13 protein-coding genes are annotated in these 21877 nt (G+C 36.9%); 10 read left to right on the top strand and 3 right to left on the bottom strand.

What is annotated here, in order from left to right; all coding sequences use genetic code 11:
- The first annotated feature begins 48 nt into the window (after positions 1–48).
- The gene (gene relA, locus GQR44_RS13925; RefSeq protein ID WP_166372361.1) at positions 49–2262 is read left to right on the top strand and encodes a GTP diphosphokinase; all 2214 of its coding nucleotides are present in this window, start codon (positions 49–51) and stop codon (positions 2260–2262) included.
- A gap of 297 nt (positions 2263–2559) precedes the next feature.
- Here the strand turns inward: relA and priA are convergent, their stop codons facing one another.
- Entirely contained in the window at positions 2560–4794 is a 2235-nt protein-coding gene (priA, locus tag GQR44_RS13930; RefSeq protein ID WP_166372362.1) for a primosomal protein N', read from the bottom strand.
- Between the two features lie 400 nt (positions 4795–5194).
- On the opposite strand from priA, the gene rpmE reads away from it, so the two are divergent.
- From rpmE to GQR44_RS13955, 5 genes are all read left to right on the top strand, one after another.
- Entirely contained in the window at positions 5195–5410 is a 216-nt protein-coding gene (rpmE, locus tag GQR44_RS13935) for a 50S ribosomal protein L31 (protein WP_025563502.1), read from the top strand.
- A 230-nt stretch (positions 5411–5640) separates the two neighbouring features.
- Entirely contained in the window at positions 5641–6882 is a 1242-nt protein-coding gene (locus GQR44_RS13940; protein ID WP_166372363.1) for a malic enzyme-like NAD(P)-binding protein, read from the top strand.
- Between the two features lie 225 nt (positions 6883–7107).
- Positions 7108–11673, top strand: coding sequence for a biotin carboxylase N-terminal domain-containing protein (locus tag GQR44_RS13945; RefSeq protein ID WP_166372364.1), 4566 nt, complete (start codon positions 7108–7110; stop codon positions 11671–11673).
- 211 nt (positions 11674–11884) lie between these two features.
- Positions 11885–15079, top strand: a complete 3195-nt coding sequence (locus tag GQR44_RS13950) for an ABC transporter substrate binding protein (RefSeq protein WP_166372365.1) — start codon at positions 11885–11887, stop codon at positions 15077–15079.
- The gene (locus GQR44_RS13955) at positions 15079–15831 is read left to right on the top strand and encodes a class I SAM-dependent methyltransferase (RefSeq protein ID WP_166372366.1); all 753 of its coding nucleotides are present in this window, start codon (positions 15079–15081) and stop codon (positions 15829–15831) included. Before GQR44_RS13950 ends, GQR44_RS13955 begins: the two co-directional genes overlap by 1 nt.
- A 535-nt stretch (positions 15832–16366) precedes the next feature.
- Here GQR44_RS13955 and GQR44_RS13960 read toward each other — a convergent pair.
- On the bottom strand, positions 16367–17080 hold the full coding sequence (locus GQR44_RS13960) for a DNA/RNA non-specific endonuclease (RefSeq protein WP_346774360.1): 714 nt from the start codon (positions 17078–17080) through the stop codon (positions 16367–16369).
- Between the two features lie 288 nt (positions 17081–17368).
- A complete protein-coding gene (locus tag GQR44_RS13965) occupies positions 17369–17896 on the bottom strand; it encodes a DUF4136 domain-containing protein (RefSeq protein ID WP_166372368.1) in 528 nt (175 codons plus the stop codon).
- Between the two features lie 371 nt (positions 17897–18267).
- Here GQR44_RS13965 and GQR44_RS13970 point away from each other — a divergent pair, with 371 nt between their 5' ends.
- The 4 genes from GQR44_RS13970 (at position 18268) to GQR44_RS13985 (ending at position 21737) form a co-directional block, all read left to right on the top strand.
- The gene (locus GQR44_RS13970) at positions 18268–18585 is read left to right on the top strand and encodes a hypothetical protein (RefSeq protein WP_166372369.1); all 318 of its coding nucleotides are present in this window, start codon (positions 18268–18270) and stop codon (positions 18583–18585) included.
- Positions 18586–18693: 108 nt separating this feature from the next.
- A complete protein-coding gene (locus GQR44_RS13975; RefSeq protein WP_166372370.1) occupies positions 18694–19611 on the top strand; it encodes a manganese-dependent inorganic pyrophosphatase in 918 nt (305 codons plus the stop codon).
- A gap of 157 nt (positions 19612–19768) precedes the next feature.
- Positions 19769–21109, top strand: coding sequence for a UDP-N-acetylmuramate:L-alanyl-gamma-D-glutamyl-meso-diaminopimelate ligase (mpl, locus tag GQR44_RS13980; protein ID WP_166372371.1), 1341 nt, complete (start codon positions 19769–19771; stop codon positions 21107–21109).
- Positions 21110–21122: 13 nt separating this feature from the next.
- Positions 21123–21737 carry a flavin prenyltransferase UbiX gene (locus tag GQR44_RS13985; protein WP_277344386.1) on the top strand — a complete coding sequence of 205 codons (615 nt, stop codon included), beginning with the start codon at positions 21123–21125 and terminating at the stop codon, positions 21735–21737.
- The last annotated feature ends 140 nt before the right edge of the window (positions 21738–21877 follow it).

Consider the following 21877-nt stretch of genomic DNA (forward strand, 5'->3'; position numbering starts at 1 on the left):
ATTGGTTGCTTGTAATCGAAAGATACAGTTGATTTTTTGGAGTATTAGATGGTTTCAGTTCGTGATACACACTTTTACCAAAGTGCATTAAATGACCCTGAGAAATGGGTGACAACCTTTGGTTTAAGTAAACAAGATCAAAATAATTTATTTGATAATTATAATAAAGTCAGTGAATTATGTGACTCTGAACAGCAAATCGTTGCTTTGCAGCTTGGCTGTGAAATGGTTGAAATATTGGTCACTCTAAACATGGACATGGATACTTTAAATGCAGCATTAATCTTTCCTCTACTAGCTCAAGATGTTTTAAGCACTGAAAAAGTGGATGAATTGTGGCCAAAGCGCATTGCTAAATTAGCAAAGGGTGCGATGGAAATGGAAGGTATCCGCGCTTTACAAGATAGAGGTGGCAAAAAAAGTGCTGAGTCTCAAGTTGATAACTTGCGTCATATGTTATTAGCGATGGTAGAAGATGTTCGTGCAGTAGTGATTAAACTTGCTGAACGTATTTGTTATTTGCGCCAGGTTAAAATTGCTGATGAAGAAACAAAAGTACAACTTGCTCACGAAATATCAACTATTTACGCTCCTTTAGCAAATCGTTTAGGAATAGGGCAGTTGAAATGGGAACTTGAAGATCTCTCTTTCCGTTACCTACAAGCTGAAACCTATAAAAATATTGCTAAACAGCTTGATGAAAAACGTATCGACCGTGAAAACTATATTCAAGATTTTGTTGAAACCGTTAAATCTTCATTACAAGAGATGAACATAACGGGGACAGCTTATGGGCGACCTAAGCATATCTACAGTATTTACCGAAAAATGCAGAAAAAAGACCTTAAGTTTGATGAATTATATGATGTCAGGGCTGTACGAGTTGTGGTCGATAAACTGCAGGATTGTTATGCCGCATTAGGCGCTATTCATACTAAATGGCGACATATTCCCCGTGAATTTGACGATTATATTGCTAACCCTAAGCCTAATGGTTACCAATCTATCCATACGGTTGTTTTAGGCAATAGCGGTAAGCCTGTTGAGGTACAAATACGTACCCAACAAATGCATGAAGACTCTGAAATGGGGGTTGCCGCGCATTGGAAATACAAAGAAGGCAGTGCTGGTGGAAAATCAGCAAGTAATTACGAAGAAAAAATAGCCTGGTTGCGTAAACTCTTAGCATGGCAAGAGGATATGAGTGACGGTGATGATTTAGTTGAGGAAATTCGAAGTCAGGTCTTTGATGACCGTGTGTACGTATTTACACCAAAAGGTGAAGTGATTGATATGCCTGCGGGCTCGACGCCACTCGATTTCGCTTATTATATTCACAGTCAAATTGGACATCGTTGTATCGGTGCGAAAATTGCCAATCATATTGTGCCATTTACTTACCAATTAAAAACCGGTGACCAAGTTGAAATTCTTACCCAAAAAGAAGCCAACCCAAGTAGAGATTGGTTAAATCCACAGCTTGGTTATATTAACGCACCACGTGCTCGCCATAAAGTAGCGACTTGGTTTAGAAAGCAGGATCGAGATAAAAATATCATTGCAGGACGTGAGTTGTTAGAAGTTGAATTGGTTAAGATCAATTTAAAGCTGGCCGATATCACACCTGCGATCTCACGCTTTAACGTGGGTACAGCTGATGATATTTATGCGGGTATTGGTAATGGTGATTTACGTATTAATCAATTGGTACATTTTTTAGATGGCTTTTATCATCAAAAAACCCTAGAGCAACAAGATGCTGCCGCGTTATTAGAGTTACAAAACCGCAAGACACAAGTTGCCCCTAAAAATACCGGCAAAGATATCATTATTGATGGTGTGGGTAACTTAATGCATAACATTGCAAGGTGTTGCCAACCTGTACCTGGCGAGGAAATTGTCGGTTATATAACGCAAGGGCGTGGTATTTCTATTCACAAAAGTAACTGTGAGCAATTAGCTGACCTAGAAGAAGCGCATCCAGAGCGTATTATTAGTGCCAATTGGGGCGATTCACAGTCATCAGGCTATACGCTAACGCTGCGCTTAATTGCAGACGATAGAAACGGGTTGTTAAAAGATATCACCACGGTACTATCCAATGAAAAGGTAAATTTATTGGGTGTACACAGCCAAACTAACACTAAAACATTAACCGCTATTATTGACCTGTCTTTAGAGGTGCAAAATAATAAAGAGATTAATAAATTATTAGTGAAGTTAAAGCAGCTTAAAGATGTATCAGACGCCCATCGTTTATAATGTAAATGGTTAACATGGGAAGTCTGGTGTTTACTGTTACCTCATGATCTTCAGGAAAGGCCATCATGAGGTAATAAGCTTAAAGTGACGCTTAAAATTGCTGAAGAAAGAGCCCTCTTAAGCACTAAACTAACTCGACGAGCGCAGACGAGATAAATGCAGCTACTAGTTAAATGATCAATGCAGATCAGAATTATTGAAAGTAATCTCTATAACATCGTGTATTAATGTGCCAATGAGGAGGCTTCACATTACCAATACAATAATGGTAGCTCTTGATATAAATAGACACTTGGCTTAAATAAAATCAATCGGATCAACATCAATTGACCAACGTACCTTTCGCCCCTCGGGTATTTTTTCAAAATGGGCTAATGCAATATTTAATGTTTTAGTCACCAAAACTCTTTGTTCACTTTGTATCAGTAATTGAAAACGATACTTTCCTGCTCGCCTTTCCATTGACGCAGCTATCGGACCTAATATCAACAAACGGTCACTGACCTTATTATTCAGTGCAATCTGATTCAATGTTTGTTTACAGAGCGTTAAAAAGTTCTCTGCCTGTGTTGCATTTAATGATTCAGCTCTAATCAACGCTTGATATGAAAATGGCGGTAACTGTGCCATTTTTCGTTCTTGTAAAGCGCTGCGAGAAAAGTGACCATAACCATTATTCACTAACTCCTGTAATAGGTTATGTTCAGGGTGAAAAGTCTGTAATACGACTTGCCCTTTTTTCTCTGCCCGGCCTGCTCGACCTGCTACTTGCGTAAATAACTGGCCAAGCCTTTCACTCGCTCTAAAATCATTACTAAACAGAGCTCCATCGACATCTACCAATGCCACTAACGTAACATCTGGAAAATGATGTCCTTTGGCCAGCATTTGAGTACCCAGTAATATTTTATATTTCCCACTGTTAATATCGTTGAGATATTCGTTAAAGCTATCTTTTTTACGCGTATTATCGCGATCAATTCTTACTGTTTTATGATCTGGAAATAACTGCGTTAATGTTTCTTCCAGTTGCTCTGTCCCTACACCGGTAGAGTGCAAATTGGTAGAGCCACAATCATGGCATTGTTCGGGTACTGGATGTGTCGCCATACAGTGATGACAATGTAGATAGTTTGCACTTTTATGATAAGTGTAAAAAGCATCACAACGCTCACATTTTGCCAACCACCCACATTCATGACACATTAAAACAGGAGCGTAACCACGACGATTTAAAAATAAAATAACCTGATTGTTTTTATCAAGATGTTGCTGCATCAGATCGATTAATTGTGGTGATAACCCTGATTTAAGCGGTAAACCGGTCAGATTAATTAAATCATTTCTAGGTGGAGTTGCATTGCCTGCGCGATGTGTCAAAAACAGATGGTGGTAACGCCCTGATAACGCATTATTAAGTGATTCAAAAGCAGGAGTCGCCGACCCGAGTATAATAGGAATATTTTCTTGAGAGGCGCGTTTTATCGCAAAATCTCGAGCGTGATAACGAAAGCTATCTTGTTGTTTAAAAGAGGCATCATGTTCTTCATCTAAAATAATTAACCCAAGGTTTTTAAAATCACTAAAAATGGCACTTCGAGTCCCAATCACAATCGCAGCACTACCTTGCTTAGCGTGCAGCCAAGTTTCTAGTTGCTGCTGTTCGTTTAATGCGGAATGTTTCAAATAGATGGGGACATTAAAGCGCGCTTTGAAGCGTTTAATAGTCTGTGGTGTTAAGCCAATTTCTGGCACAATAATTAATGCTTGTTGACCTTTTTCTAAGACCGCTTTCAATATATTAAGGTAAACTTCTGTTTTGCCACTGCCAGTGATCCCTTCTAACAAATAGCATTTAAATTTGTTTAATTGTTGCGTCACACTGGTGATCGCAATCGCTTGTTCAGTGCTTAACTGAGGTTTTTGCTGTAGCTCTCGTAATGATTCTGCCCACTCAATATTGCTGGCAGGGATTTCTTCATATCGTGTGACCAGTTGCTTTTCTTGTAGGCTATTTAATGTCGCTCGGCTGACATTGTTCTCTTTTAATTGGTCATAACTGAGTGCTGATACTTGTAATAGTTGTGCGGCTTGATATTGCTTTTTTGCTCTTGTTAGCTGGCTAATATCACTATTACCTTGTTTCAATTTCCAATATTCTTGCGCTTTAAAGGTGGCGGGTTTTCCTTTGCGTAATAAAGTAGGGATTGCTTGTTGGAATACATCGCCAAAAGGGTGCTGATAATAGACTGCTGCCCAATTTAATAACTTATATAAGCTATCACTTAATAGTGCTTGTTGATCCAATAACTGTGAGATGGATTTTAATTTTTCGATAGCAAAGTCAGATTGCGCAGGTGTCGCAGTGATCACGCCCACTTGTTTCCGATGACCACCACCGAAAGGTACTATCACACGACTGCCAATTAATGAGGTGAGGTCCTCTGGGTAGAGGTAGGCTGGAAGTAAGTAATCAAATTGCTTATGTAAAGGAATTGCCAGTGCCACTCTGCAAATTATTAATTGAGTCATAGAAGATCTGTTTTAAGTGAATACATAATTAGGATTAAACATTGTAACCTGTTTACGAGAAGGGTTCTGTTTAAGTATTCTAAATTAATCAATTTATACTTATCTACATTTTATTTTTATACCTATAATCTATGCTTCTCGTTTATACCTACCATGTACTCTCCTAAGGGCTTGATGGTTTTGTATCTGCATGATAATAATAAGAAAATAATGAATGTCATTAAGCTTTTTTAATGCTGGGAATAAAGTTGTTATTTTTGGTTATTTTAAGTTGTACTTTTATTATCCATTACTATACAATCCGCAACCTGAAATTTAATGAAAATACGTGTGGTACTTTGTTGAGTGAAATAATTCATTCAAGCTGAGCAGCGACACGGCCTAAATAGAGGTTTTCCCAATGAGAAAAGAAATTCACCCAGAATACAAATTAGTTACTGCTACTTGTTCATGTGGTAACGTTATTAAAGTTGGTTCTACGCTTGGTAAAGAAGAGTTAACTTTAGATATTTGTTCAGCTTGTCACCCATTCTACACTGGTACTCAACGCGTTGTTGATACTGGCGGTCGTATTGACAAGTTCAAAAAACGTTTCGGTGCTTTATCTTCTAAATAAGATAACTACCACGTTTTTAAAAAGCACCTTAGGGTGCTTTTTTTGTATCTGTAAACCTGAAATTTACTTTTTTTCTAAAAATTGCCTTCCAATACAACCTTACCCTGTTTGAGCTGCTACAATACTGCTAATTAGCTCTGTGATTTTGGTTAAAATTTGACTATCATCACACTTTTATTTTTATGCTTATCTTTTATAAGCAATTTAGCCTATTCGAATGGAATTTATAGATGTCAGATTTTCGCCAGCAAGCCCTTGATTACCACGCTTTTCCTAAACCAGGAAAAATTAGCGTAGAGCTTACAACTTCAGCTGAAACAGCTGAAGATTTATCATTAGCATATAGTCCAGGTGTTGCCGAGCCGGTGAGAGAGATTGCGGCTAACCCTGATGATGTTTATAAATATACAGCTAAAGGTAATTTAGTTGCTGTGATCACTAATGGTACTGCTATTTTAGGTCTAGGTAATTTAGGCCCGTTAGCTTCAAAGCCTGTAATGGAAGGTAAAGCATTACTCTTTAAACGCTTTGCGAACCTTGATGCGGTTGATATTGAAGTAAAGCATCGCACACCAGAAGAGTTTATTAATACTGTCGCTAATATCGCAGATACCTTTGGTGGTATTAACCTTGAAGATATTAAAGCACCTGAGTGTTTTGAAATTGAAAAAGAGCTAAAGCAACGCTGTAATATTCCTGTTTTCCACGATGACCAGCACGGTACTGCAATTGTAACTGCAGCTGCAATGATCAATGCGTTAGACATTCAAGGTAAAAAAATTGAAGAGTCGAAAATTGTCTGTATGGGCGCTGGCGCAGCAGCCATTGCTTGTATGGAATTATTGATTAAATGTGGCGCATTGCGTGAAAAGATTTACATGTTGGATCGTAAAGGGGTTATCCATACTCGTCGTGACGATATCAATGAATATAAACAACGTTTTGCCAATAATACTGACCAACGCACTTTGCAAGATGTTATTTGTGGTGCAGACGTATTTGTGGGCGTATCTGGCCCGAATGTATTAGGTGCTGACGATGTTAAACTAATGGCTCCGAATCCAGTTATTTTTGCTTGCTCAAATCCAGATCCTGAGATTAACCCTGATTTAGCACACTCAGTACGTGATGATTTAATCATGGCGACAGGACGCAGTGATTATCCTAACCAAGTTAATAATGTACTTTGTTTTCCATTCATCTTCCGTGGTGCTTTAGATGTTCGTGCAACGGATATCAATGATGAAATGAAAGTCGCTGCTGTTAATGCAATTCGTGCGATTGCAAAACTGCCAGTACCAGAGTCTGTACTTAAAGCAAGTGGTTATGAATCACTCGATTTTGGTAAAAATTATATTATTCCTAAACCTATGGATCCTCGTCTATTGAAAAGTGTTGCTGGTGCTGTTGCACGTGCTGCTATCGCAACGGGTGTCGCACAAATCGAACTTCCTGAAGATTATATGCTTTAAGCTTGACTTCACAACTTGACATAACGATTCCTATTTTGTTGTTTTTTTACACCCAATAGAAGAGAATAGTTATATATTCAAGCTAATATCTAGCTCAAGCTTCACAATATGCAACTTATTCGCAAATGATTTATATTGATTAGAGTTCAATAGTGGAATCAAATGCTAATAAGTTGTAAATTACGACATTTATTTTTTCCATCACTTTCTTGTAAGGGTAATTATATGACAGGAAAACCTTCATCTTCTCAGTTTGAAGTGAATAATATTGCAGATCCGCTATTTATTCATGCTGAGCAAATCGCAAAAGACTTTTCTCTATTTCCAGATAATTCATTACCGTCAAATACAGATGGTGTAGAAGGTCTTATTGATAAGCAGCGTATTAAATCAAATCTGGCTACTATCAAAAAATTGGATGTTGATGCTTATATTGCACGTACGGTAACACCGGCTGAGAGTAATAAGCGACCTGGTTCAAAAACTATTATTGAAGGGTTTAACGGTAAAATCATTACCGAACAACTAAACGGAGCCTTTTATTCTGCAGAAATGGAATTGGACTTTGGCGGTTACAGCCGTCGTATTGGTTTAATTGCACAGGAGCGTAGTTCAAATAATGGTGCTTGGATGCCTGAACACCATCTAGCAGCAAGTAAAGCGATCCGTAAGTTTGCAGATATGTCATTACCGATTGTGTACTTAATCGACACGCCGGGAGCTGACGCTGGAGAAGCGGCGAATAGTCAAAACCAAGCGCACAGTATTTCACAAATGATCACTGAAAGTGCCAATGTTGATGTTCCTACTATCGGTATAGTGGTGGGTGTCGGTTATTCTGGTGGCGCTATTCCATTAGCAACGGCTAATATATTGTTATCGGTACGTGATGGTATTTTTAATACTATTCAACCTAAAGGTTTACAAAGTATTGCGCGTAAATACAACTTGTCTTGGCAGGAATGTGCTCAGTCTGTTGGTGTATCACCAGAAGAGCTTTATGAAATGGGCTGTATCGACGGTATTGTTGATTACTCGCCTGTTGACCAAGATGAGCGTCAACACAACCTTCAGAAAGCGATTATTTCTGGTATTTTATCGATTGAGTCAAAATCAGTTGAATTTGTACGTAAGCATCCTGATATTTTAGAACATTATAACCGTAGTCTTTCGCGTTACCTTGAACCTTCAAGCAAGCTACTGGCGATAGAAAATGCAACGGATGCTCAGCTATTAGCTAAAAACCCAACGTCACATAACAATGCATTTGGTACTACTTACCGCTACATGCGTTACTTGACGTTACGCTCTCGTATTAAAGCGATTCAAAAGAACGAATATGGCCGTTTATCTAAATTAACGGTACCAGAAGGTGATTTGAAAGCGCGTATTGAAGCAGATCGTAAGCAAGTATTCTTAAACTGGTTAGAAAACCCAGATAAGTTAATTTACGATGATAGACTGAATAAAAATTGGAAAACATTCCTACAAAAACGTGAAGATAAAGGTGTTGAGCGTAACGTAATTACTAAACTTATCTTAGGTGAGCCAAAAGCAAACTATGATAACGCACGTAGTACATTAATGATCAACCTAACTTGGTCATTGTATAACCGTTGGAAAACCAGTGCTGAAAATAACTTTCATTCTCTAATTAAACATTTAGAAGATGAAAAAACGATGCCAATGACGGATTCATTTCCTGAATTAGCAGAGCTTGATATCATTGATGTTGTTTCACACACTGAAACGCGTGAATGCTTCATTATACATTGTCGTCATATGCTGGTGTTTAACGCACTTTATGACAATACAATGGGCAACTTAGCCTCTATTGCTAAAGAAGCAATGGCGACAAAAGAACTTTCTCGTCAATCGGTTTCATCATTAGTGCGTAGTTCATTAAAGACTGCACTAAACAAAGTCAGTGATGATGATTACGAGCAATTAAAAGTTACTTTTAATGCATGGTTACAATACTTCACTGAGCAGTCTGAGCGTGGTGAAATTCTTGCTAAAGTGGAAGAATGGAAGAGTATTGGTGCTCCACAAATGAACTCTAGTTTATTTGTTATTTTGACCTACTTGTTCGAAAAACTTTTACCTGAATACTACAACAGTCGTGATGACGAAAGCTCTTACAATGGTGCAATTAACCCTGTAAGAATAGGACGTCGTAAAGATTTCTGGAACCGTTTAACAATGGGTTATCAAGATCTATTGATTCAAGCTGTATTACGTTCAGAAAAAAACAAAAAGAATAATTCTCATGAAGCGATTATTCAGAAATTCTTTACTAACTTCAAAGAGTCTCGTGCTGACTTAATGACAGCAAACCTATTAGAGTTCCCTGGTTTCCGTCTATCTGTAGAAGATGCGTTAGATAGAAACATCAAACCATGTGGATTGATCACGGGTACGGGTGAGTTTAAATTAGAAAGTGGCGAAACACAGCGTGTTGGTGTTGCTGTTTCTAATCTATCTTTCCAAGCGGGTGCTTTTGATATGGCCAGTGCAGAGAAGTTCTGTGCACTATTGGTTAAATGTGCAAAACAACATTTACCTGTTGTGGCTTTCATTAGTTCTGGTGGTATGCAAACTAAAGAAGGTGCTGCAGCACTATTCTCAATGTCAGTAGTTAATGACCGTATTACGCGTTTTATTCGTGATAATGACTTACCTATTGTTATGTTTGGTTACGGGGATTGTACTGGTGGAGCACAAGCAAGTTTTGTAACTCACCCAATGGCACAAACTTATTACCTTTCTGGTACTAATATGCCATTTGCTGGTCAAATGGTTGTACCTGCGTATTTGCCATCAACGTCTACATTATCTAACTACTTATCACGTGTACCTGGTGCTATGGATGGTTTAGTTATCAACCCATTCTCTGATGACTTGAATGACAAGTTACGTGATATTGATGAAAACATGCCAATGCCTGTTATCACTGTTGAAGAAACAATTAACCGTGCATTGTCTGGCTTTATACCTGTCTGTGATATCGAAGAAGAGAAATTCTCTAAATCTGATCCTCGTCAGTTAATGCATCCCGTTAAAAAAGTATTAATACATGCGCGTGGTTGTACTGCTGTTAAATTGATTCGTATTGCCAAAGCTAACAATATTAATGTTGTTTTAGTGGCTTCTGACCCTGATATGACTTCTGTTCCTGCAGATATGCTAGGTGAAGGCGATAAACTAGTTTGTTTAGGTGGTAATACTTCAGATGAAAGTTACTTAAATGCAAGTTCTGTAATAAAAGTAGCTGAATACGAACAAGTTGACGCATTACATCCAGGCATTGGTTTCTTATCTGAAAGCCCACATTTTGCAGACTTATGTATTAGCCATGACATCAACTTTGTTGGTCCAAGCATGAACAGCATGCTAACGATGGGTAATAAATCAAACGCAATTAAAACAGCACAAGCTAATGGTGTACCTGTAGTACCTGGTTCTCACGGTATTTTGACAGGGGCAGAACAAGCTTTAGATATTGCTAATAATATGGGTTACCCAGTTTTATTGAAAGCAGTAAACGGTGGTGGTGGTAAAGGTATTTTGGTTATTGAAAAAGCTGAAGATATGTTTGCTGGCTTTAACCAAGTATCTGCTGAAGCTCGAAGTGCATTTGGTAATGGTGACTTATACCTAGAGAAATACATAACTTCTTTACGTCATATTGAAGTGCAATTATTACGTGATAAATTTGGCAATACTAAAGTATTAGGTATTCGTGATTGTTCAGTGCAACGTAATAACCAAAAAGTAGTTGAAGAGTCTGCTTCAACTATGTTGCCTGAAAAATTAGAAAAAGAAGCGCTTAAGCATACTGCTGCTCTTGCTGATGCAGTAGATTACATGGGCGCAGGTACGGTTGAGTTTATTTACGATTTAGATGCAAATGACATCTACTTTATGGAAATGAACACACGTTTACAGGTAGAGCATCCAGTAACTGAAGCAACATCATGTATTGATATTGTAAAAGCACAGTACGATATTGCTTCTGGTTGTGACATTTCTGAGCTGACGCCACAGAAAAAAGGTTATGCAATTGAAGTGCGCGTAACGGCTGAGAAAGCTGGCTTAGATTCTGATGGCATCATGCAGCTATTGCCTTACCCTGGTAAAGTTTCTGAATGTATCATTCCTGAGCAAGACGATGTTGAAGTGATGTCTATGATTGCTACGGGGAAAGAAGTTTCTCCATACTACGATAGTTTAGTGGCACAATTTATTTGTCATGGTGAAGATCGTAACGATACTATTGCTAAGTTACTTGAGTTCTTAGATAAAGTAAGTATTAAAGGTATCGCGACTAATATTCCATTATTGAAACGCATCCTAAAAGATGACACTTTCATAAATGGTGAATACGATACCACTTACTTACCTAAATTCATGGCTAAACTTGACCAACAAGTGATGATCGATGAAATGGAAGCGTCAGCTGCCTCTGGTCTTGAAGGTGTTGCTGAGTCTATCCAAGTTGATGGCAGTAATGAGCTGAAAGTAATTGCACAAAGTGCTGGTATTTTCTACCGAGCGTCTTCACCAGCTGAGCCTGATTTTGTATTAGAAGGTGACATTGTTAATGTTGAACAAACATTAGGTTTAATGGAAGCAATGAAAATGTTCTCACCTCTAACGCTAGCAAGCTTTAATCGTAAAGATGCAGTGCTTTATGATGCAAAAACTAAGTTCCGTGTAGAGCGCATTATCAATGCAAATGGGCAACAAGTATCAAGCGGTGATTTGTTATATATAATTACCCCGCTTTAAAGTTACTTTGTTACAAAAAACCAGTCGTTTGACTGGTTTTTTTTTGCCTTAATAATCTGTATTTAATCAAAATAGTGTAATAAAAACAGCAAGTAATATAGTTTTAAGTGGATAGTTATTCACTTATAGACTACTTTAATTTATCAGGCTGATTTAGTATTTAAGTAAAATAATACATTCAGTGATCATATATTTTGATTTGGAAATTATATTGACGTTCTTTAAAGCTACCTTTGAAAAAATCATGTTTGTGGGCATTTTCTTATGCTCATGTGTTTATGCTGATAATGCGCTTTCTAGTGAAGTTTTAGTATTGCATTCAGGTTATCAAGGTAATGAACAAACCCGTGAAATTCAAAAGGGCATTGAAGATAAATTTAAAGATAGCAATATTTCTTTGTATGTATCATACCTTGATAGCAACCAAGTGATGGGAGAGCAAGCCCTGATACAGCAAGTCGATTTTTTATCTAGAAAGTTTGATACCAGAAATTTTGATGCGATTATCGTTAGTGGTGAAAATGCATTAAAGCTAGTACAACAATACGGGGAAAGGTTATTTGTTAACACGCCCATTGTTTTTACTGGTATTAAAAATAGCGATACTTCACTACCCGCTTTTACACACAAAATCTCTGCGATTGTAGAATCAGAAAATATTTTTGAAACAATGCGCCTATCTACACAATTATTTCCGCTAACAACGGATATCTACCTTATTACTGGCCGTACGCTTGCTCGTCAAATCTCTGAACAAGATATTCAACAATTATCACTACGGTTAGAACCCACCCTAAACATTCTTAATAACGAGAGTGAAACATCTTTATTAAATAAAATTAATAATATCGCTAGCGACTCTGTGATTATATTTGATGACTTTTCTCGTGATAAAGACGGCTTCTTTATTAATCGCACTGAAGTTTTAAAAGCAATAACAGCTACGGCAAGAGTGCCATTATTTGTTATTAACCAACATGATTTGATGGAAGGAGTCATTGGTGGTGTAGTGACAAGTGGCTTTGCACAAGGTCAAGCCGCTGCTGATAAAGTATTGCAAATAAAACTCGGTGCTAAGATAGAACATTTACCCGTCCAAGTTATTTTGAGTAATAAGTATATTATTCAATATCCAGAGCTATTACGTTGGGGATTACAGGAAAGTGATGTCCCGATTGGCTATCGTATTATTAATAAAAAAGAGAATAAATATAAAGCAGATTTTAGTTTGTTAACCCTATCATTTATTATCCTTAGCTTTCTTTGTCTATTTTTTTGGGGATGGCGTAAATATTTAAAGTTAGTACAGAATACTGCTTTAGTTGAAACTAAACACGATCGCGTCATCAATATTTTTAATATCTCCTACGATTTTATTTTTATGCTTGATTTGGTTGGTGAAATTAAAATGGTCAATCAAACTGCTTTAGACTTTGTACAAATGCAAGAAGGGGAAGTGACGGGAAGCTTCTTATGGGACACTCTTTGGTGGCAAAATGATGCTGAGAGTAAGAAAAAATTAAAGTCTGCCATGGGGCAAGCAAGGGTTGGTAAAACAGCGCGTTTTGAATGTGGATTAATTGATAAAAATAAATTAAAGCATGCTTTCGATGTGTTTATTCAACCGGTAAAAAATGAAGTATTACATGGCAACGAAACAACCTCAATTATTGTAGAAGCTAGGGACATTAGTGGTATTAAAGCGGTTGAAGAGGAAGTTGAAAAAGCGAACAAGCGTTCTAACTTATTATTAGATGAAAGTCCTTCGATGTTGTTAATGCTCAATGCCCAAGGGTTAATTTTATCCTGTAATAAATTTGGCTGTAATTTGTTAGGTTATTATGACGGTGAATTAATTGGCCGTAACCTTGTCACCCTGTATTCAGAATTAGTAAACCTCACCGATTTAAAAAATTACCTAGCAGAATGTGAAGAACAAGAAGGCATGTTGTTATCTCGTGAAGTATCTTATTCGACAAAGAATGGCCGTAAAATTTGGATCAATGAACGTGTACGAAAAATCGATGGTCATGATCAATACTTTTTAGTGTGTGAAAATATCACTGAGCGCTATGAACTGTCTAAAGAGTTAAATTATCGTGCATCACATGACTATTTAACTGGATTGAAAAATAGATTGTTTTTTGAAAGTCAATTAGACAAAAACTTAGATAAAATAGACACGCATAAATCACCTTGTTGTTTGATGTATTTGGATATGGATAAATTCAAAATTATCAACGATACCTGCGGGCATCACGCCGGCGATGAAGTATTAAGACAAATTGCGACTATTCTCAATGAAAGTGTTCCTGCTAACGCAATGGTTGCTCGATTAGGTGGTGACGAGTTTGCTATTATTTTTCCTCAAACCGAACTTGACGTTGCTAATAAATCGGCAGAAAAGATAATCTCAGCAATCGGCAAACATTATTTTTTATGGGAAGGTAATCATTTCTCATTAGGAGTTAGTATTGGGCTTGCTGAGTTTATAGAACTTGGTCGTGGTGGTGTACATGCATTAAGTTGTGTTGATAGCGCATGTTATACCGCAAAACAATCTGGACGAAATAGGATCCATATCTACGAAGAAGATAAACAAGAAGAACTTCGTCGTGAAGAGGTCGTGTGGGTTAATAAAGTACAAGATGCGTTACGAGATGAGTCTCGATTTTGTCTTTACGCTCAGTTGATCAAGCCTGTGAGTGGCAGCGACGATTACCTACATTATGAAATATTAACTCGGATGATAGACGAAAATGGTGAACTTGCTCCGCCTGCAAAATTTATCCCGATAGCTGAGAGTTACAATCTAGCTGATAAAATCGATATGATTATTATCACTAAAACCATTAACTGGTTAAAAAATCATCCTGAGCATGTATTTAAATTAAATATGTGTTCTATTAATTTATCTGGTCAGTCACTCGGTGATCCAAAGTTTATTGAAGATCTTGTAACGCTATTAAGTCATTCATCACTACCGTTGGAAAAACTTTGTTTTGAAATCACAGAAACCGTGGCAATAGGCAACTTTAGTAATGCAGCTAAATTAATTAATTCATTAAAAAAATTAGGTTGTAAGTTAGCATTAGATGACTTTGGTACTGGCTTATCGTCATTTGGTTATCTTAAACGGTTGAATGTTGATTACCTGAAAATAGATGGGGTGTTTGTTAAAGACATGGCAAATGATGAACAGGATTTTGGTATTGTTAAAACGATCCATGAATTGAGTCATTTGTTTGGTAAAAAAACCATCGCTGAATATGTAGAGAGTGAAGATATTATCGAAAAATTAAATGAAATTGGTGTCGATTTTGCGCAGGGCTACCACTTAGGCAAACCTGTGCCTATTGATATGATGGCGTTATTATCAGAGTCATTGTATGAGGATGATTTTTAATGGATATCACATTAGTCTGTAACGAGAATATTCTTGCACCTAAAGCAAAAAAATTACGTGAAAAGTGGGGCTTTGTAGCGCTTAAAAGTGAATCATTTCAATTACGCTTATTGCCTGAGTATTTAGCACTTGAGCAATTAGATGACAAACAACAAGGGTTAGTCTTTGTTGACTTTGCTTCTGGCGCTGTTGCGCACCGTAGAAAGTTTGGCGGCGGTAAAGGACAATCAATTGCAAAAGCGATAGGCATGAAAGCAGGTGTTACATTACATGTTATTGACGCGACAGCAGGTCTAGGTAGAGATGCCTTTGTATTGGCATCTTTGGGCTGTAAAGTCGATATGGTAGAGCGTTCGCCAGTTGCGGCTGCTTTATTGGAAGACGGTTTGGAGCGCGCTTATTTAGATGCTGAAATTGGCGAGTGGATGCAACAACGTATGCGCTTAACCCATGCCAGCGGATACGAGTATTTACAACAACATAAAGCAGATGTTGTGTACTTAGATCCTATGTTCCCTCATAAAAAGAAATCTGCACTCGTCAAAAAAGAGATGCGCGTTTTCCAGGGTGTAGTCGGTGCTGATTTAGATGCCGATGATTTATTAGATGTCGCCTTAGCCGCTGCTAAATATAGAGTAGTGGTGAAGCGTCCTGACTATGCACCGTTTTTGAATGACAAAAAACCAAGTATGAGCATTAAGACAAAAAAAAATAGATTCGATGTCTATGTCAAACAAGCCATTGGTCGCTAGTACAGGTTCATAGGTTGGATTTTAAGAAATATTTGTCGCTACAACCATACTTTGGCATAAAACAACCATAACTGTTGTAGTCAATTAAATTTGGCTACATGGTTTAGGCATTTAACTCACTATTGGGGCGTTATTGACTTCGCTTCTTGGCTCCGTTTAGGATACATGCCGACTTAGTAAATTTTAGACTGTTTCTTTATAAAGCTATTCGATTTTGGCTAAGTCTGACACCGTACATCTACTTTCAATATTCTCTTATCTTCTGAATCACTGGTGCTGGAAAATCATCTTGGTAATTGTTATCTGAACCAGTTCAAATAATCGCCCATACAGTACAACTTTATCATTGTTTTACATTGAGCCTTTCCGATGTTGAAGAATTACTTGCTGTTAGAGGGATTGAGCTATCTATTAAGAAAAGTCGGAGAGAGTCATTAACTTTGACTCATATTCAAAAATTAAACTTATTTATAGTGATACCTTTAAAACAACGATGATGTTTCATTGCCTTTTGGTATTTTGCAGAGATAAATTGTTACCACATCTTACGTACTCTTTCTTTTTCCCTTTCAATATTGCGTCCTTGCAATTCACTCCATAGTTTGATGCCAGTGTATTGTTCAACTTTACTAGTTGGTACTCTGAAAGTGTCTGTTGGTTGATCTGTTGATACGTTTGGTATTATGAACGACCACATATTTAAACTGCCTCGATTGGTTTCAACTAATACTGATTTAAAATAAGCATTGGGGATAGGAATCGATACATTATTGTCGTCATTGGTCCCGATACTTTGAACGGGTTGGTCGAAATAGAAAATGGGTCCACAAATGACATAGGTTTCAAAAATTCTTGCTTTTTCATTAAGCCTTCGCACATCTGACTCTAAGTTTTTCCAAATCCCTCTATTGAATTGTTGTGCCTGTGGAGACATATTTGATAACAGGAAAGTCTCACTGTTTTGGAGCTCATCGACCTTTTGATTCATACTTGCAACGAGATGTCCTCGGTCATAACCAGACCCTCGATAGTCAATGAGATCGGTTCGGAATAACGTTGGAATTCGAAAATCAGGACGAAAATTGTCGACACGTGTGATACTTGGGTTATTAGGGCTGATGATTTCAAGGGCCCATTTTGCTTGTCTAAAATAATATGAATATCCAATGATGTAATGTCGATTTACTAATATTTGATCTGCAGCTGGCATGCCATATCTAGATTGAGGAATAGAGTTTGGAATATTCATAATAACTTCCTTTATGTCGATCGCATCAACTCATTTAAAGCTTAAATTGGTACGCATTAGGTTGTTTTATTTAATATTATAGGGGAATGCAACATTAAAGAGTATACGTTAATATACTCGTTAAATTTCCAGTTTATGCTTTCTATCTGGTGTAAATTTTTCTTACTTCTCACTATTTAAAGGAAAAACCTTTGATTAAGTGGTTTGATTGCACAGTATTGTTGTTACAGTAACTCCAAACACTGCACAAAAAAGCTATTAGATTATTTTAATTACCCTGAACTAAGATTATTTAGTTTGTGGTGGGTAATCGCTGAGCATTAGGGTAATTTCTTTAACAATAAAATCATTTCGTTGCTGTGCTGACATTGTCTCAGTCAATTTATTTTGAGAAATAGACTGCCATATTATCGATTTGCTAGCAGGGTTTATAAACTCAAGTACTAGTTTATTATAGTGGTTTTCATTGTAACTAGAGGGGGTACTCATACCAATGCCCGCTCGACCGAGGCCAATCCCAAAACCGAAAGTACCACCATTAGATTCGATCTCTGTAGTCATTTCTAGCCGATAGTTTATTTGTAAGTCAGCACTTTGTGTTTCTGTCTGGCTAAGCCCTTTTACTTTCAGTTGGGCTGCGGTTTCATTTTCTATTCGTTTGCTATCAATGCTTGATACACTCTTCTCAGGTGAAGTAACAAAAGTAAATGTTTTATATTGAGAGAAGTCATGGCTTAGAGCATAGTCAGACACTGGAGTCGCCGTACAGGCAAATAGAAAGGAACATAATAAAAGTGGGGTAATAAAACGCAGCATATAAAACTCCTATTAAAAAATGTAATTAATAATAAACCATAATAGTGTTGTTAAGTGTTGTAATGCTATTAATTTGTGAAATGGATTATCAGTCTACTCAATTTCATTACCTGAGCCAATGTTGTTAATTGTAGTGAAAAATATATTTGAGACGTTTTTTGCTGATAATGTAGGTTATAACATATCTTGGATTAAGATCATAAGGAACACCTCATTAACAACCTACTACTATAGTACTAGAGGGTTCCATGAGTGCTGCTTTGCATATGGGCAGTGTCTAATTACGGATATTTTTAATCATGGGAACGGTGTATAATTACTCCATGATATTTTTATTTTGTAGGTTTCTATCTAAATATAAGCTAATAGCGATGATGATTTTATCATCCTTTAGCCTTAATATTTTTGCAGGTGAAGTCTCTATTACTCAAAGTAATACATTAATTAACAACCAAGTGTTTGAACAAAAACAAATAAGAGCATTAGAATATAAACAACGAGAAGAGCAACGGGTATTAGATAATTTTCAGTGGATATACTCTCTTCCAAGCGTTTGTCTTTTGTATCAAAAACAATATTTAATTTATCGGTGTGGCAAAATACTGTTTTATAGAGGGTATGAGTTTAATGGCTTTATTAAATATAGGCTGCTAACTAAAAACGAAACCTTGAAATTAAAGCCATACTAAATCAAGATAACAATTTATGCTTAAAATTATCAGTAGAATCAGGTATTCTGCTGATAATTGAAATGACCAACCCCAATTAACTTATTTAATAACATAGTGGATATACCGATGATTGTATTAGGACACCAAAACCCAGATTGTGATAGCTTATGTAGTGCTATCGGCCTTGCAAGTTTATTTAATAAAATGGGCAAATCAGCAACCCCGGCTTTACAAGGTGAGCCCAATCCTGAAGCATTATTCTTATTACAGCAATCAGGTTTACCACAACCTGAAATACGTACTGAAGTAGCGGGCGAAGAGATCTTTATAGTTGATTATTCAGATTGGGGCCAAGGTACTGCTGATATGAAAAAAGCAACGATCTTAGGGATTGTTGATCATCATAAATTAGGCGACATTACCACATCGACACCTTTAGAATGTTGGATTTGGCCTGTCGGTTGTAGTGCTACAATTGTTTACAATATGTATAAATTTAATAACCAAGTACCTGATGCACCAGTTGCCAAAATGATGATGGGCGCAATTATTTCTGATACGGTAAACTTTCAAGGTCCTACTTGTACTGATATGGATGTTGTTGCTGCTAAAGAACTCGCTGAAATTGCTGGTGTAAGTGATATTCAAGCATTTGCTGAAGCACAATTCGAAGCTAAATCAGATATTACTGCTGAGTCTGCTGCTGATCTTATTCTTCGTGACCAAAAGGTATTTGAAATGGCCGGTGAGAAGTTAGCCATTGGTCAATTAGAGTTAACTTCATTAGAAACAGCATTTTCTAAAAAAGGTGAAATGTTGATAGAAATGGGGCAATTACAAGCAGATAAAGGTTATCATTCTACGATTGTGTTACTAACTGATATCAATAAGCTAGATACAACTGCTTTAATCATCTCTAAAGATGCAGAAAAAGTAGCAAAAGCTTTAAACAGCACAGTGGTCGATCATATGTTTGAATTACCAGGTGTTGTTAGTCGTAAAAAACAAATTATTCCTTTCTTACAAGCTGCATTTGAAGGTTAAGTATATAGCTTAAACTTTATTAAAAAGAATGCTGAAAGGCGAGTCTCATAATGAGTCTCGCCTTTTTTATTGCCAATTTTTAATTTTCTTACAATCACTTAAGTTTAATATTTGATAACATCCCTTATATTATTCCTATTTCTAATATTGAGGTTACATGCATATTCATATTCTTGGTATTTGCGGCACATTTATGGGCGGTGTTGCGATCCTTGCTAAATCCTTAGGTTATAAAGTCACTGGTTCAGATAAAAATGTTTATCCACCAATGAGCACGCAGTTAGGAGAGCAAGGGATTGAACTTATTCAAGGCTTTGACCCAAGCCAATTAGACTGTAAACCTGATCTTGTGGTGATTGGTAATGCAATGAGCCGTGGAAACCCTTGCGTAGAAGCGGTATTAGATAAACAAATACCTTATATTTCAGGCCCGCAATGGTTGTTAGAACATGTTTTGAAAGACCGTTGGGTATTAGCAGTTGCAGGCACGCATGGAAAAACATCAACCTCTAGTATGCTCGCTTGGATTTTAGAGTTTGCCAATATGCAACCGGGTTTTCTAATTGGTGGTGTGCCAGAGAATTTTGGTTTATCTGCTCGTCTAGGTGAAACACCATTTTTTGTTATTGAAGCTGATGAATATGATAGTGCATTTTTTGATAAACGTTCTAAGTTTGTGCATTACCATCCAAGAACATTAGTTTTAAATAATCTTGAATTTGACCACGCCGATATATTTGATGATTTGAATGCAATCAAAAAACAATTCCATCACCTAATGAGAACAGTGCCTAGTAGTGGGCGTGTATTTATTCCCAATAAAGATGAAGCGTTAATGTCTGTTAAACATATGGGATGTTGGAGTGAGGTAGAATATTTAGGTGAAAATTGGTCTGCGCAAAAGGTCAAAGAAGACGGTACTCAGTTTGAAGTAAACCTAAACGGAGATAAACAAGGTCAAGTGAATTGGAATTTAATGGGTGACCATAATGTTGATAACGCATTAGCTGCGATTGCTGCTGCTAGACATGTTGGCGTGACGCCTGAGATCTCTATTCAAGCATTGGCCGAATTTAAAAGTATTAAACGTCGCATGGAAATTAAAGGCAAAATTAACAATATTACAGTATATGACGATTTCGCCCATCATCCTACCGCAGTAAAAACAACCTTAGCAGGTCTTCGTGCGAAAGTGGGCAACGAAAGAATTATTGCAGTGTTAGAGCCACGTTCAAATACGATGAAATTAGGTATACATAAAGAAGCATTAGTTAACTCATTAGCTTTAGCGGATAGTGTTTATTGTTTTGAAGATAAAAGTATTCAGTGGTCTATGAAAGAGTTGTTTGCAGAACAAGGTAAAGCAGTAAATATTGAAACTGATATAGATAACTTAGTGGATCAATTAGTTAAGCACGCTAAACCTAGCGATCATATATTGATCATGAGTAATGGTGGATTTGCGAATATTCACCAAAAATTATTAGACAAATTATAGGATGAACATATAGATGACTATGCAATATAACGATACCGTTACTTTAGGTGTAACGGGGGCTTCTGGCAGTGGTTATTTTTTACGTTTATTACAGTCAATGGTAAATGCAAACGTGAAAGTATATTTAATTTTATCTGAAGCGGCACAAATAGTATTAAAAACCGAAGTCGATGAAGACTGGCCGGTCGATATTGTAGCGTTGAATGAATTTTTGATCACTCGCTTTAATAGTAAACAAGGACAAATTACGGCATTAACGTCAAAAGACTGGTTTTCTCCTGTCGCATCAGGATCGTCAGCGCCTAAAAAAATGGTTGTTTGCCCTTGTAGTTGCGGAACACTTGCTTCAATTTCACAAGGTTTATCAAATAACTTAATAGAACGTGCAGCCGATGTTGTATTTAAAGAGAGAGGGCAGTTAATTGTAATGCCAAGAGAAACGCCTTTTTCCACCTTACATTTGAAAAATATGCTCACTCTTTCTGAACTAGGAGCCACTGTTATGCCTTTAGCTCCTGGTTTTTATCATCAACCAACAACTATTGAAGAGTTACAAGATTTCATGGTGGCGAGAGTAATGGACCATTTAAAAATTGATCACCAAGCAAGTAAGCGCTGGTGTGAGTAAATAATAAGCAAAAAGGCATGCGTTTGTTTGTTATTTAAACAAATTTTTTTAAATACTAAAAATAATGATTTATTTGCAATAAAACGCTTGCTTACCTTTTCAAGATCCCTATAATGCGCATCCACAGACACGGGACGGAA

The sequence above is a fragment of the Psychromonas sp. SA13A genome (genome assembly GCF_011378715.1).
In the GTDB taxonomy this organism is placed as follows: Bacteria; Pseudomonadota; Gammaproteobacteria; order Enterobacterales; family Psychromonadaceae; genus Psychromonas.

Bases quoted from the DNA above. Each gene is read 5' to 3' on its own strand.
- rpmE (WP_025563502.1), top strand. From the start codon at position 5,195: ATGAGAAAAGAAATTCACCCAGAATACAAATTAGTTACTGCTACTTGT.
- GQR44_RS13940 (WP_166372363.1), top strand. From the start codon at position 5,641: ATGTCAGATTTTCGCCAGCAAGCCCTTGATTACCACGCTTTTCCTAAA.
- relA (WP_166372361.1), top strand. From the start codon at position 49: ATGGTTTCAGTTCGTGATACACACTTTTACCAAAGTGCATTAAATGAC.
- GQR44_RS13970 (WP_166372369.1), top strand. From the start codon at position 18,268: ATGATGATTTTATCATCCTTTAGCCTTAATATTTTTGCAGGTGAAGTC.
- GQR44_RS13985 (WP_277344386.1), top strand. From the start codon at position 21,123: ATGACTATGCAATATAACGATACCGTTACTTTAGGTGTAACGGGGGCT.
- priA (WP_166372362.1), bottom strand. From the start codon at position 4,794: ATGACTCAATTAATAATTTGCAGAGTGGCACTGGCAATTCCTTTACAT.
- GQR44_RS13945 (WP_166372364.1), top strand. From the start codon at position 7,108: ATGACAGGAAAACCTTCATCTTCTCAGTTTGAAGTGAATAATATTGCA.
- GQR44_RS13965 (WP_166372368.1), bottom strand. From the start codon at position 17,896: ATGCTGCGTTTTATTACCCCACTTTTATTATGTTCCTTTCTATTTGCC.
- mpl (WP_166372371.1), top strand. From the start codon at position 19,769: ATGCATATTCATATTCTTGGTATTTGCGGCACATTTATGGGCGGTGTT.
- GQR44_RS13960 (WP_346774360.1), bottom strand. From the start codon at position 17,080: ATGAATATTCCAAACTCTATTCCTCAATCTAGATATGGCATGCCAGCT.
- GQR44_RS13975 (WP_166372370.1), top strand. From the start codon at position 18,694: ATGATTGTATTAGGACACCAAAACCCAGATTGTGATAGCTTATGTAGT.
- GQR44_RS13955 (WP_166372366.1), top strand. From the start codon at position 15,079: ATGGATATCACATTAGTCTGTAACGAGAATATTCTTGCACCTAAAGCA.